The sequence below is a fragment of the Dyella sp. 2RAB6 genome (assembly GCF_052115385.1).
Taxonomy (GTDB): Bacteria; Pseudomonadota; Gammaproteobacteria; order Xanthomonadales; family Rhodanobacteraceae; genus Dyella_D.
The window spans coordinates 396,248-410,773 of sequence record NZ_JBFRGP010000002.1; the positions used below are offsets into that span (position 1 = coordinate 396,248).

Below are 14,526 nucleotides of genomic sequence, written 5' to 3' on the forward strand. Positions count from 1 at the left end.
GGATGTCATGGACCCCGCGATCAACCTCGATTTTCCGTTCGCCTTCGACCGCCGCGGCCGCACCGCGCTCACCGATGACGACGACCACGTGCGCGACATGATCGAGCAGCTGCTGTTCACCCGCCCGGGCGAACGGGTGAACCGGCCGGACTTCGGCAGCGGCCTGCTGCAGATGGTGTTCGCGCCGAACAGCCCGGAGATCGCCGCGGCGCTGCAGTTCACCTTGCAGGCGGCGCTGCAGCGCTATCTCGGCGACGTGATCAACGTCGGCGCGCTGCAGGTCACCAGCGACGACGCGATCCTGCAAGTGGACCTGAGCTACACGGTGCTGGCCACCGGCGAGGTGCGCACCGCCAGTATCCGCGGGAGCGCGACATGAATACGGATATGAGTACCGGCACGGCGCCCGCGGTCGTCCCGATCGGCTGCGGCCTGCCGCCGTCCTGCGCGCTGGAGGCGCGGCGCGAGCGGCTGCGCCTGGGCGGCCAGCTCAACGGCATCGACTTCGTGGAAGTCGGCGACGATGGCGTCAGCCTGTGCGTGCATCTGTTCGGCCCGATTCCCGCAGGCATCGGCATAGCGAATGTGCGGGTCAGCGGCGGCGACCGCATCACCGGCCTGCGCGTGCTCGCGGTGAGCGAGGAGAACGAGCCGGAGATGCACGACGACGCCTGCCTGCGCGTGGTGCTGGATCGCGAAGGCGACCATTCGCCGTATTGCCTGTGCCTGGTCGATGCCGCGTCCGGCAACGATCCGGCTGCATGGATGGCGTATCCCGGTTTCGATCCGCGCTATGCCTGCGTGGCGCTGCGCTTCCGCCTGAGCTGCCCGAAGGATCTCGACTGCGCCGTGGCGACACCCTGCCTGGAAACGCCGGAGCCGCCGCCGGAGATCAATTATCTGGCGAAGGACTATGCGAGCTTCCGCCAGCTGTTCCTCGACCGCATGGCGCTCGATGCGCCGGCTTGGACTGAGCGCCACGTGCCCGATATCGGCATCGCCCTGGTCGAGACGCTGGCCTATACCGCGGACTACCTCAGTTACTACCAGGACGCCGTCGCCACCGAGGCTTATCTGTCCACCGCGCGCCGGCGCATCTCGGTGCGGCGGCATGCGCGGCTGGTGGATTACCGCATGCACGAAGGCTGCAATGCGCGTGCGCTGGTGGCCTTGCAGTTGCCGGTGGGCGAGGCGACGCTCGATCTGGACAATCTGTTGCTGCTGGTGCCGCCGCCCGCGCAGCCCGACGCCACGCCGGGCGGCTTGAATGCCGGCCAGCTGGCGAAGGCGCGCACGCAAGGCGCGCTGGTGTTCGAGCCGATGCCGCTGGACGGCGCCACCACCATCACGGTCAGCGCCGCCCGTGGAGCGATCCGCCTGTATACCTGGGGCGACGAGCTGTGCTGCCTGCCGCGCGGCAGCACGCAGGCGACGCTGGTGGACGTGGGGCCGGCGCCGCCTGCCACGACACCGGGCACACCAGCGACACCGGCGACGGGCGATGGCGGCAACACGCCATCGATCGAGCTGGCACGCACCGCGGTCGCCGTACCGCAGCGCGCACTGAAGCTGCAGGTCGGCGACCTGCTGATCTTCGAGGAAGTGCTGGGGCCGGCCACCGGCAATCCGGCGGACGCCAACCCGGAGCATCGCCATGCCGTGCGGCTGACGGCGGTGCAGGCGATCAACGATCCGCTCGACGGCAGCTTGCTGCTGCAGGTGAGCTGGGATGCCTGCGATGCGCTGCCGTTCGACCTGTGCCTGTCGGTGCGCAAGCCGTCGCCCGACTGCGCCTGGCTGCACGATGTCAGCCTGGCGCGCGGCAATGTGCTGCTGGTCGATCATGGCGACCATCTGCCGGGGCAGTGCAACTGCGCGGCACTGTGCACGCCGCCGGGGCAGGGGGATGAAGATTACCCGGGTCTCGTTACGGCGCGGGCCGCCATGCCCGATGCCTGCCAACGCTGCGATGCTCTGGCCGAAGATTGCTGGCTGGTGCCTGGCTCCACCGAATACGGCTGCTGCCGCTGCGAAGGCGCGGTGCTGGACGTGCGTCGGCCGCCCTCCGATACCGGCCATATGCTGCCGGGCACGCCGCTGACCTGGGCCGAGCCCTTGCCGGGCCAGGCCAACGCGCCGGTGTGCCGGTTGCTGGCACGCGATCCGCGCCTGGCACTGCCGCAGCTGGACGTCTATGGCGGCGCGCTGAGCGACGTCCTGGTGGCCGCTACGCCGGATGAGCAGTGGCGCTGGGATTCGCGCCAGGACCTGCTGGAGAGCGGGGCCGATGACCGCCATTTCGTGGTGGAGATCGACGACGACGGCGCCGCGCATCTGCGCTTCGGCGACGGCGTGCTCGGGCGCCAGCCGCAGGCCGGCGATTTCTTCCGTGCACGCACGCGCATCGGCAATGGCAGCGCCGGCAATGTCGGGCGCGAAAGCATCGTGTGGGTGGCGTTGCGCAATGGCGTGCTGCCGGACGGGCTGGTGCCGCGCAATCCGCTGGCGGCCAGCGGCGGGCAGGCCGCGGAAACGCTGGCCGAAGTGAAGCTCTATGCACCGGGTGCGTTCCGCGCGCATCCGCTGCGCGCGATCGTCGCCGACGACTATGCCCGGTTCGCGGCGAGCGAGCCGGCGGTGCAGGGCGCGGCTTGTGCGATGGCCTGGAACGGGAGCTGGTACGAGGCCGACGTGGTCATCGACCCGCTCGGCCGCGACACGCTGCCGCCGGCGCTGGCCGCGCGGGTGCTGGCCGATCTGCAGCCTTACCGGCGCATCGGTCACGACGTGGCGGTGCTCGCCGCACGCTATGTACCGCTGCGTATCAAGCTGTTCGTCTGCGTGCTGCCGGATTTCCTCTCGGCGCACGTGGAGGCGGCCTTGCTCGAACGCTTCAGCGCCGGCCTGCGCAGCGACGGCACGCCGGGCTTCTTCCATCCGGACCGGCTGCGCCTGGGTGCCTCCGTCAGCGTCAGCGCGTTGATGGCCGAGGCGCAGGCGGTGGTTGGCGTGGCCCATGTCGTGGTGCGCACGCTACGGCGCATGGACGACCTCGGCGCGCATGGCGCGCCGGACGACGGGCTGCTGCATCTGGCGGCCACCGAACTGGCCCAGGTCGACAACGATCCGGACCATCCCGATCACGGCAGCATCGCGTTCATCATGGGAGGTGGCCGATGAGTTGCTGCAGCGCCTGCGGGAAGCACGCCTGTGCCTGTGGTTGCGGCGCCGGCGCAAGCACGCCGCGATCCCTCTACAACCGGCCCGGGCTGGACAGCCTGGTCTATCGCGTCGGCAGCTACGCCGACTTCCGCGCCACCATGCAGCTCGATCTCAGCGACGCGGCCTTGCCCGCCTTGCAGGGCCTGCGCACGCGTGAGCTGGACGATCCGTCGATGGCCTTGCTCGACGCGTGGGCGGTGGGCGCGGACGTGCTGAGCTTCTACCAGGAGCGCATCGCCAACGAAGGCTATCTGCGCACCGCTACCGAACGCTGCTCGGTGTTGCAGCTCGGCCGGCTGGTGGATTACCGGCTGCGTCCCGGTGTAGCGGCCAGCGTCTACCTGGCCTACACCATCGACGACAACTCGTCGGCGGTGACCATCCCGCTCGGCGCCAAGGCGCAGTCGGTGCCGGCGCCGGGCGAGCAGATGCAGACCTTCGAGACGGCCGAGCCGCTGGACGCACGGCGCGAATGGAACACCTTGCGGCCACGCCTGACCCAGCCGCAGAACATCTCGCTCGGCACCATCGGCGGGCTGGGCGAACTGTGGGTGGCCAACGCCAATACGCAGCTGAAATTGAACGACCCGCTGCTGTTCCTGTTCGGCCAGTTGAGCACAGGTGTCACGGCCTTGCGGCGGGTGCGGTCGGTAGAGGTGCAGCAGCGCGATCCGGCCACCGGTGCCGTGCTGCCGCCGGAGCAGCAGCGCAGCCGCGTGCTGCTGCAGCCCCTGGATGCGGTCACCGTGCAGATCCTGGTGGCGGCCAACAAGGCCATCGCCCTGCTGGCCTACACCCATACGGGCTGGCTGGAGAACATCGAAGCGGTGCGCCAGAAGCTGCTGCTGGAGCAAGGCAACGGCGGCAGCTTTGTCGAGTTCACGCGCGTCTTCGAACTGGAAAACTATCAAAGCGCTGCGCAACCGGTGCTCGATTTCATGCAAAGCGTGCAGCAGGCGTTCGGCAGCAGCGGGAACGGCGGCTCGAACGATGCGGATTTCGGCGCGCTGTTCGACGCGCTGATCCAGCCGGTGACCCTGCAGCCGGCCAACAGCCTGCGCCTGCAGCGCAGCCTGGCCACCGCCCTGGGCCTGGCCAGCGATGCACGGCCGCAGTTGCTGCTGAATTTCGCCAGGCCGCTGGCGGACACCTTCTACAACGCCTGGACCCAAGTGCAGCACGGCGAGCCATCTCCCGCGTTGAACGGGGTGTACGCCATGCGCGTGGCCGCACCGCTGTTCGGCTACAACGCGCCGGCGCCGATCGACATCGTGCAGACCTACAACAGCACCAGCGGCGAATGGACTTCCAAGCCCTCGCGGGAAACGCTCGATACCACTCACGAAACGGCCAACGTGCTGTGGCTGGACAATGCCTATGACGGCGTGAGCGCCGGTGGCTACGTGATGATCCACACCCAGGGCACGGCGATTCCCGTGATCGGCCAGCTCCAGGCCGCGCGCACGCTGCCGCACAGCGACTACGGCATGAGCGGCAAGAGCACCCAGCTCACCCTGGCCGGCCCCACCAGCGGCAGCGGCGTGCCATGGCCGGTACCCAGCGAAGCGACGCTGCGCAGCACCCTGGTGCATGCGCAGAGCGAACTGCTGCCGCTGGCGGTGCTGTCGATCGCCGACGACATGGGCAATCTCGACGCCATCAGTGACGGCATCCCCGGCGACGGCGCCACGCGGGTGACGCTGGACACGCCGGTCGACGGCCTCAAGCCGGGCCGCTGGGTGATCGTGCAGGGGCAGCGCACCGACGTGCCGGGCACCGATACGGTGATCGCCGCGGAGCTGGTGATGCTGCTGGCGGTGGAGCAGGGCGTGCCGCCCGATCTGCCGGGCGATACCGTGCACAGCACCCTGGTGCTGGCCAACCAGGGCCTGGCCTATACCTACAAGCGCGGCACGGTGGCGATCTTCGCCAATGTGGTGCGCGCCACCAACGGCGAGACACGCAACGAGGTGCTGGGCAGCGGCGACGGCAGCACGCCGATGCAGGTGTTCGTGCTCAAGCAGCCGCCGCTGACCTATGTGCCGGCGGCGACCGTGGACGGCGTGCAGAGCACGCTCACCGTGCGCGTGAACCAGGTGGAGTGGCATGAAGTGCGCAACCTGGCCTTTGTCGACGGCAATGCGCGCCGCTTCGTCACCGCCACCGACGACAACGGCAAGACCAGCGTGGTCTTCGGCAACGGCGAGCATGGCGCACGCCTGCCCACCGGCGTGGAGAACGTCACCGCGGTGTATCGCAACGGCATCGGCGCGCCGGGCAATGTGCGGGCCGGCCAGATCAGCCTGCTCACCACCAAGCCGCTGGGCGTGAAGAACGTGATCAACCCGCTGCGCGCCTCCGGTGGCGCCGATGCGGAAACCCGCGACCAGGCGCGCGCCAACGTGCCGCTGGCCGTGCTCGCGCTGGACCGGCTGGTGTCGATCACCGACTACGCCGACTTCGCGCGCACCTTCGGCGGCGTCGGCAAGGCCGCGGCGGTGAAGCTCGGCACCCAGGTGCGGGTGACTATTGCCGGCGCGGCGGACATCCCGGTGGATGTCACCTCCGATCTGTATCGCAACTTGCTGCAGGCGCTGCGCCAATACGGCGATCCGACCCTGCCGGTCAGCCTGGACGTGCGCGAGCTGCTGGCGGTCACGCTCAGCGCGAAAGTCGGCCTGGCACCGGACTACAGCTGGGAGGCGGTGGAGCCGCAGGTGCGCGCGGCCCTGCTCGGCCGCTTCGGTTTCGAGCGGCGAGGCCTGGCGCAGAACGTTTATCTGAGCGAGATCGTGGCCTGCATCCAGGCGGTGCGCGGCGTGGCCTGGGTGGATGCGGATGCGTTCGGCCACCTGGACGAGGCGACGGTGCTGGAGGGCTTCGGTGTCGGCGGCGACAACGGCGACAAGGGCGAGGGCGGCAACAATCTGTCCTTCCTCAGCACGACATCCACCAACGGGCCCAATGGCGGCGGCAGCCAGTCCTGGGTGAACCAGCGCGTGCAGGCCTTGCCGGCGCGCTACGACGATGACGGCCGGCCGCTGCCGGCGCAGCTCGCCCGTTTCCTGCCCACCGTGCCCGACACGCTGCTGCTGCAGGAGGCCACGCCATGAGCGCCAACCCCGATCGCCTGTATGAGCTGATGCCCGTGGTGTACCGCATGCGCGATGCGGACCAGGGCTATCCGCTGCGCGACCTGCTGCGCGTGCTGTCGGCCCAGGCCAATGTGCTGGAGCAGGACATCACGCGCCTCTACGACAACTGGTTTATCGAAACCTGCGACGACTGGGTGGTGCCGTATATCGGCGACCTGCTTGGCTACTCGCTGCTGCCGGAGGCGGCGACCCTGGCCGACGGCAGCGTGCACGCCGCGCGTCTTGGCCGCGTGCTTGCGCCGCGTGCCGACGTGGCCAACACCATCGACGCACGCCGCCGCAAGGGCACGCTGTCGCTGCTGGAAGACCTGGCGCGCGATGCCGCCGGCTGGCCGGCGCGCGCGGTCGAGTTCTATCGGCTGCTGGGCTGGACCCAGCATCTGGACCATCAGCATCCGCACCGCGGCGGCACTGCGGATTTGCGCGACCCGGGCGTGATGCAGCGCATCGCCTGGGCCAACGGCGCGTTCGATCCGCTGGCGCACAGCGTGGATGTGCGCCGTCTCAGTAGCCAACATCAGCGTGGGCGCTACGGCATTCCGGACGTCGGCCTGTTCGTGTTCCGCCTGCGCAGCTATCCGGTCACCACCACCCCGGCGTACTGCCTGGAGGAACGCGGCCCGCAGTGTTTCAGCTTCAGCGTGCTGGGCAACGACACACCGCTGTTCCAGCGGCCGGTCGCGGAAACCCGACCGACCCACATCGCCCGCGAACACAACCTGCCGGTGCCGCTGCGCCGTTACCGTTTCGCGCGGCGCGGCCCGCTGGCCGATTACGCCAGCGTGTCGCCGGCCTTGTATGGCGCGGGCAAGAGCGTGCTGATCTATGCACCCGACTGGCCAGCCAAGGGGCAGGGCCTGCCGGTGCCGATCGAGGCGCTGATCCCCGCCGACCTCTCCGCCTGGCGCTACCAGGTGCCGCGCGGTCGCGTCGCGGTCGATCCGGAAACCGGGCGCCTGCTGTTCCCGGCCAACCAGCGGCCCAAGCGCGGCGTGTGGGTGTCCTACAACTACGGTTTCGCCGCGGACCTGGGCGGCGGCGAATACGCGCGGCTGGTGCCGGAACTGGAGAACGCCACGCGCTATATCGTGCATACCGCGCTGCCGGTCGCCGATCCGGCGCCGTTGCCGCCGGGGCATTTCACCAGCATCGCCGATGCGCTCGCCGCATGGACGCAGGCCAAGGCGGCGGACCCGTCGCTGCGCGCGCTGATCGTCGAACTGGCCGAGAGCGGCATCTACGAAGGCGCCATCGACCTGCAACTGGCCGCCGGAGAAGCCGTGCAGATCCGCGCCGCCGAACGCACGCGGCCGATCCTGCGCCTGCTCGACGTGCGCGCCAGCCAGCCGGATGCGCTCAATATCGGCGGCGCCGCCGGCAGCCGCGTGCTGCTCGACGGCCTGCTGGTCGTCGGCCGCGGCGTGGAAGTGCATGGGCCGGAGGACACGGAAGGCACCGAGCGCACGGCGGATCTGTGCGAACTGGTGATCCGCCATTGCACCCTGGTGCCGGGCTGGGCGCTGCAATGCGACTGCGACCCGAAGCGGCCTGGCGAACCCAGCGTGACCCTGGACGGCACGCGCGCCTCGCTGCGGATCGAGCAGAGCATCGTCGGTGCGATCTCGGTAATCAGCCCGGTACGCCACGGCGAGCCGCCGGCCTTGCAGGTCTGCGACAGCATCGTGGATGCCACCGGCATCGAACGCATCGCGCTCGGTGCGCCGGACGAAGCGGTGGCCTATGTCCAGGCCAGTTTCAAGCGCTGCACCATCGTCGGCGAGGTGCAGGCGCACAGCATCGCGCTGGCCGAGGACTGCATCTTCACCAGCGCGGTGCGGGTGCTGCGCCGCCAGTTCGGCTGCGTGCGCTTCTGCTACGTACCGCCGGGTTCGCGCACGCCGCAGCGCTTCCATTGCCAACCCGACCTCGCGCTGGCCGCCGTGCCCGCGGCGCAGCAGGCGCAGCAGGCGCAGGAAACGCTGCGCGTGGTGCCGCAGTTCCGCAGCCTGCGCTATGGCACGCCCGACTACGCCCGGCTGGACGACGACGCCTGCGTCGAGCTCCGCACCGGCGCGTCCGACTCATCCGCGATGGGTGTGTATCACGACCTGTATGAACCGCAGCGCGAGGCGAACCTCGCCTGGCGGCTGCAGGAATACGCACCCGCCGATACCGATGCCGGCATTCTTTTCGCAAGTTAGGAGATCGATCATGAAAGGCGACTTTGCGCGCGTCACCTTCGACCCGGCACGTCATTACAGCCAGGTCATGCAGCAGCAGGGAAGGGTGACGCTGGAGGCGGACTGGAACGAGCAGGCCGGCATCCAGCTGTTTCTGCTGCGCACGATGATCGCTGACCTGGTGGGCCCGTGCTGGGCGCCAGGCACCGGCTTCGCCATCACCACGCAACCGCATGTCTCCGACTGGCAACTGGCACCCGGCCATTTCTACGTGGACGGCATCCTGTGCCAGAACGAGGCGATGTGTACGCTGGACAGCCAGCCGTATGCGCCCGCAACCACCGACACCGGCGACGACTGGAACAAGCCGCCGAGCAGTTTCGCGCTGTGGCTGGATGTGTGGGAGCGCCACCTCAGCGCCCTGGAAGCACCGGAGATCGCCGACCTCGCCCTGAACGGCGTGGACACCGCCTCGCGCGCGCAGACGGTGTGGCAGGTGCGCATGCTCGATCTGGATCCGGCGCCGCTGCTGGCCACGCTGGATGCGGTGATCGCCGCGCTGAAGGTCCGCCTGGAGGCCGCGGTGAGCAGCGCGGACCAGACCGCGATCAAGCAGCAGATCACCGACGTCACTCAACTGCGCAACGACATCGCGGCCGGCAACCTGGGGATCAATGGCGACCCGTGCCCTTCGCTGCGCCAGGTGCTCGGCTCTCGCGCCGCCTATGCGTGGCCGCAGCTGCGCGCGCAACTGGGCCCGATACCTTCGGACAACGATCCCTGCGTGATTGCCGCCGATGCGCGCTACCGCGGTTGCGAGAACCAGCTGTATCGGGTGGAGATACACCAGGGTGGCGCGGCAGGCAGCTTGAGTGCGCCCTCCGGCACCAACTTCAAATGGTCGCGCGAGAACGGTTCGGTGATCTTCCCGATCCTGCGCGCGGACAGCACGCCGCAGAACGACGGCAGCGCACAGCTGGCGGTATCGCTCGCCACGCTGGGGCGCGACCCGCGGCTGGGCCTGGCGGTGAACGACTGGGTGGAACTGGTCGATGACAACTACACGCTGAGCCAGCTGGCCGCGCCGCTGCTGCAGGTGATGGCGATCGACACGGCGCAGAACATGGTGACGCTGGCGGTGCCGAAGAACGTCACGCCGTATGCCGTCAGCAACGCCCCCGACAAGCATCCCTTGCTGCGCCGCTGGGACCAGCGCGGCGACGTCGATGCGCAGGGCTGCGTGCCGCTGCTGGAAGGCCAGACCATCGAGCTGGAAGACGGTGTGCAGGTCAGCTTCCAGGCCGGCGGCATCTATGCCAATGGCGATTACTGGCTGATCCCCGCGCGCGTCGCCGGCAACGGCACGCTCGACTGGCCGCAGGCGCCGGATGGCACGGCGATGTCGGTGCAATCGAGCGGCATGCACCACCAAGCCGTGCTGGGCTGCCTCGGCGGGGAAGCGGGTTATAGCGAATGCTGCTGCCGCTTCGATTCGTTGTGTTCGCTGATCATGAACAAGTCGGATCGGCGGTCGACGAATAGCGTCGATGTGCAGCCGATGGCGATCGCCAAGCCCGCGGCGAAGAAGGCGGTGGCCGCGCCGGCGAAGAAGAAGGGGGGCTAGGCGCGCGGGGACACCGTCACGCCGATCCGGCGGACGGTGTTTTCCATGCAGCCTGGCCGGTGGCCAGCCAGGGCAGGCCACGGTATGACTCCGCGACGATCCAGGCGCCGCCGGCAATCGCTGCGGAAATCACCAACGCGGTCAGTGCGGTGCGGTCCAGCGGCACGGCAAACAGCTTCGGTCCCCACACCAGCAGCGTGATCACGCCCAGCATGATCGCTTCGAGCGTCGCGGCCAGGCGCGGGAACACGCCGAACAGCACGCCAAGGCATGCCGCGATGCTGCCGGCGCCGGTGATGTAAGCCCAGCTCAGCGGCGAAGGCAGCCAGCCGGGCACCAGCTCGACGGTCTGCGGGCTGTAGAAGAAATGGGACAGGCCGATCATCGGCAGCGAGATGGCGAACAGCACGCGCGCATTGCGAATGCCTTTGGGGCCGGCAAGGAACGCTCCGCTATCGGCGAGCCATGCATGGATCACCCAGGCGCCGGCAAGGATGACCGCGATCTCGCCGAAGCCCAGCCAGGTGGCTTCCATCTGCGGCACCGCCACCACTGCTGGCAGTTTCAGCAGCACGGCCCATAGCGCCATATAGACGAACAGCACGGCGGCGGCAGGCTTGGCGAAGGAGCGAATGAGCAGGCCGAGGCCGGTGCCCAGCTCGATCACGGCGAAGGCGTAGGCAAGCCATTGCTGGCCGGGCAGGTGCTCGATCGGGATGCGTTGCCATACCAGTGCGACATCGCCGTAGACCAGGCCGATGACGCCCAGCGCGGCCATCACGACGGCGAACACGAGATAGGCCGGGCGCGTGGACATGGCGTTGGCGCCGGTCGTGGCGAAGGCGTTGCGGCCGGCGTGGATCGATCGTTCCATACCCTGTCTCCCTGGTGGGGCGCGTGGCCCACGGCAGTGGCACTGAAAGCTGGATCGCTATCGAACGTGCACGCGGGCACGGCAACGCCGACCTGCGCGAAGCGCGTTATAGGCGGATTCGCTTGGCCGATGCAACACGCGGAAAGATCATGGAACTTGGGGCGGGCGGGAAACGGAAGAACCTTGCGAAGTCATATGGCTTCCTCGCAAGGTTCTTCTCAATCTCCGCTTATTGCACCGTGAAAGACAGCGGCCCGGCGATTACCGTGTAGCCATCGTTGTAGCAATACCAGGCGACGTAGTTGCCCGGCGCCAGGCCCGAGGTATCGAAGGTGGCCGTGCCACTGGCCGCCGGCGTGTATTGCCAGAGGGTCGACGAACCCTGCCCAGGACTGCTGCCCTGCGGAAAGATGCCGATCCAGTTCTTCGCGTTGACCTGGGCCAGTGGCGTGTCGAAGGCGAACGCGATGAACTGGCCTTTCGATACTGAGGGCATGGTGGTCGACAGTGCGGCCGTGCCGGCGCCGGCAGGCGCCACAAAGGCGTCGTTGATCGGCTGCGCGTACTGGTCGTTGGCGGTCAGCGCGCCGAGACCGAGCGCCGACTCGATCGTGCGGCCGATGCTGTAATGGTTGTAGCTGGCATTGCTGGTCTTGCCGTTGCGCAGCAGTCCTTGCGAACCAAGCAGCACGGTGGCGAGATGGTTGCCGGTGCTGGACGCGGACTCGTCCCAGGTCAACACCAGCAGCGAGCGTTGCGTCGTCCATGCCGGCGAATTGAAGATCGGCTGCAGGGTTTGTTTGAGCCAGCCGTCCTGGACCTTCAGGCTGGCCGCGGAGCCATTGCCGGAGGCTTCGCCGTCGTAGTAATCGTCGGCCGCGATCCAGGCGAAGTTGGGCGTGGTGGCCGCGGTCTGCAGGTCGGCACTGAGCTGGGTGGTATCGAACAGATGGGCGGCGCAACGCGTGGGGTTGGATGCAATATTGCTGAAGTTGATGAAGGGTGCGTCGTCGGGTTCGTAATAGCTGTCGTTGTTGTTGCTGGTATTGCAAGGCGTGCCCATGCCTTGTTCGTAGGCTTTCCAGGTCTTGCCCTTGGCTTCGATCTCGTCGGCGATGCTCGGTGCCGTGACGTGGATGTTCGGGTAATAGACCGCACCCTTGACGAAGGTGTTGCCGCCGGCGATGGCCAGGTAGTTCTCGTCGCTCGGGTGGTAAACGCCGCTGTGGTTGACGAGCAGCACGCCCTGGTTGGCGAGGCTGTTGATGTACGGCGCGTTCGCGCTGTCGCCGATCACCTGAGCGTAGTCGGTGTTCTCCATCATGATCACGAAGACATGGTCGAACGCCGGCACAGCCGTGGCCGGCGGCTGCAGCGACGGCGCGTGGACCGGGGTCGACAAGGTCAGCGACAGGTTGTCCGCATAACCGATGTTGTACGACGCCGACGTGTTGGTGAATTGCAGCAGCACCGCAATGGAGCGTGTGCCGGCCGGCACGGCGCCGGTGGTGGCGCGTGCAAGCAAGCCGGTCTGATTGCCGCGCGCCGACGCGGTAACGCCGGACAGCTGCGCCGAGTTGCCCAGCGGCTTGCCCGCGCTGTCCAGAAAGCTGGCCGTCAGTACGGCCTGGCCGTTGTAGGTGCCGTAGCCGCCAAGCCAGCCCGACAAATTGAAGCTCACGCCACCGGCGTCGATCGCCGCACCAGCCGATGACACATCCACCATCTGGCGCAGCGCCGAGTCGCCATAGGGGCCGTCCGCGATCAAGGCGCGCCCGGCGGAGCCGCCACTCGGCGTACTGAAGCTGCCGATGCTGTAGCAGACCACCGAGGGGTTGCCCTGGGTGACAGTCCAGCCCGGCACGGTGGTGACCGCCGACCAGTCGGTGCTGCAGGTGGCCGCCTCGCCATCGCCACCCACGATCAAGTTGCCACTCGTGGCCGCGAAAGCAGGGGCACCGGTCAGGGCGAACAGCGCCGTCACCGCCGGGAACATCGCCAGAGCACGTCTTCCACGCATGGATCTACCCTCTTCATGGTTGGGATGAAAAGCGCAGCAGGGTCCGGGCGCTGGGTGACTTTCCCGCAACAGTGGCGTGACAATGCGCGATGAAAACCTTTTCATCGCGCGTGGCTGTGAGTTGGATCGTGATCGAGTGGTGAAGCACTACCCCGTCATGCTTGCTTCGGATGCAAGGTGCGCACGATCAAGCAGGCCAGCAGCGGTATCGCGAGCGCGTAGACGTATTGCGTAAGCGTCACGCCGATACCGAACGGGAACCAGATGGTGGGCACGCCGAGCGAGCCCAGTTCGCCTGCGTATTGCGACACGAGAATCGAAGCAAGGGTGGCCAGTGCAAGCTTGCGCATGGGGCCGGCGCGGATAATCCGCACGGCCATCAGCGCGAACAGCGCAAGCAGGCCGAGCCGAAAGATATGCGTCATGGCCGGGAGCTTCAGCAAGGCTCCCGCAATACCCGCCATGGTGAGCAGCACGGTAGCCACGTCGATGGCTCGCCAGGAGCGCAGGCTCCAGCGGTTCCAGGCCAGCGCCCAGGCCGCCAGGCTGAGCGGCATCCAGACGAGCTTGGACAGCCAGGCGTAGGTGGGCAGGCTCATCAGGTCGGTCCACGAGACGATCGCGTTGTCGAGGCGCTTCACGCCGGAAAGCGCGAGCGCGATGCAGATAAACGCGATAAACGCCGGGTGGCTGCTGCGCTGGCGGATCGCCAGTGCCAGGCCGATCAGCGCAAACATCATCAGCGGCTCGATCGCTTCGACGATATAGCCCGCGATGGAACGCCACCATTGCGCGTGGTAAAGCGCGAGGCTCTCCGGGCGCGGCGCCAGCGTGGGCGCGACGTGGATGCCGCCGCTGTCGGGGTTGGCGTCATTGCCTGGCTGCATGAAGGTGCGGATGGCAAGCACGCCTTGGGTGCCGGCCGCATCGGCGGGGAGCGCAAAGATCATCGGCCGCGTGCCGACGACCCTGGGCGATGGGCCCAGCCTGCCGGAGCCACCGAGCCGCACGCCGTTCCAATAGATCTCGTAACCGTCTTCGACGAGGGTGGGCCCGACGATATCCCAGGCCCGGTTTCCTGCCGGCACCATCACGCTGCGCCGATACCATGCATAGCCTTGATAGCCGGGGTGGCCATGCGCCATCCAGCCGCCGACGTAGTTGGGCAGGCCGACATCGCCATCGATGCTGCTTGCCGGCGCGCTCAGGTCGATCGTCTCCCAGCCGCTGTCGTCGACGTTCGCATGAGCCCAACCCGGATCGTCGCCGAGGTGGAATCGCCACGCGCCATCGAGCGAGGAGGAGGCTGCGCGAGCCGCGACGGGGTCGGGGCGGCCGCCGATCGCCAGCACCACCGTTACGCTGAGCAGCGCAACCAGGGTGGCGATGACGATCCAGCTCATTAGACGGCGCTGGGGCGTATCAGGCGCTGCTCCACGGAGGGCGGCGGG

Annotated in this window: 8 protein-coding genes; 5 read left to right on the plus strand and 3 right to left on the minus strand. The window is 68.1% G+C overall.

The features are described 5' to 3' along the window. The first annotated feature begins 7 nt into the window (after positions 1 to 7). The 5 genes from AB4083_RS05460 to AB4083_RS05480 are packed head-to-tail and all read left to right on the plus strand — an operon-like array spanning position 8 to position 10,181. A complete protein-coding gene (locus tag AB4083_RS05460; protein ID WP_441606741.1) occupies positions 8 to 379 on the plus strand; it encodes a GPW/gp25 family protein in 372 nt (123 codons plus the stop codon). Continuing rightward, positions 376 to 3,180 carry a putative baseplate assembly protein gene (locus AB4083_RS05465; RefSeq protein WP_441606742.1) on the plus strand — a complete coding sequence of 935 codons (2,805 nt, stop codon included), beginning with the start codon at positions 376 to 378 and terminating at the stop codon, positions 3,178 to 3,180. The genes AB4083_RS05460 and AB4083_RS05465 overlap by 4 nt, the downstream gene beginning before the upstream one ends. After that, the gene (locus AB4083_RS05470; RefSeq protein WP_441606743.1) at positions 3,177 to 6,335 is read left to right on the plus strand and encodes a putative baseplate assembly protein; all 3,159 of its coding nucleotides are present in this window, start codon (positions 3,177 to 3,179) and stop codon (positions 6,333 to 6,335) included. The genes AB4083_RS05465 and AB4083_RS05470 overlap by 4 nt, the downstream gene beginning before the upstream one ends. Next, complete coding sequence (locus tag AB4083_RS05475) at positions 6,332 to 8,578, plus strand: hypothetical protein (protein ID WP_441606744.1); 2,247 nt, start codon at positions 6,332 to 6,334, stop codon at positions 8,576 to 8,578. The genes AB4083_RS05470 and AB4083_RS05475 overlap by 4 nt, the downstream gene beginning before the upstream one ends. 10 nt (positions 8,579 to 8,588) lie before the next feature. Then, a complete protein-coding gene (locus AB4083_RS05480) occupies positions 8,589 to 10,181 on the plus strand; it encodes a DUF6519 domain-containing protein (RefSeq protein ID WP_441606745.1) in 1,593 nt (530 codons plus the stop codon). 16 nt (positions 10,182 to 10,197) lie between these two features. Here AB4083_RS05480 and AB4083_RS05485 read toward each other — a convergent pair whose 3' ends face one another. The 3 genes from AB4083_RS05485 to AB4083_RS05495 all read right to left on the minus strand — a co-directional run bounded on the left by AB4083_RS05485 (position 10,198) and on the right by AB4083_RS05495 (position 14,430). Further along, positions 10,198 to 11,055: a DoxX family membrane protein gene (locus tag AB4083_RS05485; protein ID WP_441606746.1), complete on the minus strand. Its 858-nt coding sequence runs from the start codon at positions 11,053 to 11,055 to the stop codon at positions 10,198 to 10,200. A gap of 229 nt (positions 11,056 to 11,284) precedes the next feature. Further along, the gene (locus tag AB4083_RS05490) at positions 11,285 to 13,075 is read right to left on the minus strand and encodes an alkaline phosphatase family protein (RefSeq protein WP_441606747.1); all 1,791 of its coding nucleotides are present in this window, start codon (positions 13,073 to 13,075) and stop codon (positions 11,285 to 11,287) included. 155 nt (positions 13,076 to 13,230) lie between these two features. Then, positions 13,231 to 14,430, minus strand: a complete 1,200-nt coding sequence (locus AB4083_RS05495) for a glycoside hydrolase family 2 (RefSeq protein ID WP_441606748.1) — start codon at positions 14,428 to 14,430, stop codon at positions 13,231 to 13,233. Between the last annotated feature and the right edge of the window lie 96 nt (positions 14,431 to 14,526).

Excerpts from the sequence above, each read along its gene's own strand:
- AB4083_RS05460 (WP_441606741.1), top strand. The coding sequence starts at position 8 with ATGGACCCCGCGATCAACCTCGATTTTCCGTTCGCCTTCGACCGCCGC.
- AB4083_RS05465 (WP_441606742.1), top strand. The coding sequence starts at position 376 with ATGAATACGGATATGAGTACCGGCACGGCGCCCGCGGTCGTCCCGATC.
- AB4083_RS05470 (WP_441606743.1), top strand. The coding sequence starts at position 3,177 with ATGAGTTGCTGCAGCGCCTGCGGGAAGCACGCCTGTGCCTGTGGTTGC.
- AB4083_RS05475 (WP_441606744.1), top strand. The coding sequence starts at position 6,332 with ATGAGCGCCAACCCCGATCGCCTGTATGAGCTGATGCCCGTGGTGTAC.
- AB4083_RS05480 (WP_441606745.1), top strand. The coding sequence starts at position 8,589 with ATGAAAGGCGACTTTGCGCGCGTCACCTTCGACCCGGCACGTCATTAC.
- AB4083_RS05485 (WP_441606746.1), bottom strand. The coding sequence starts at position 11,055 with ATGGAACGATCGATCCACGCCGGCCGCAACGCCTTCGCCACGACCGGC.
- AB4083_RS05490 (WP_441606747.1), bottom strand. The coding sequence starts at position 13,075 with ATGCGTGGAAGACGTGCTCTGGCGATGTTCCCGGCGGTGACGGCGCTG.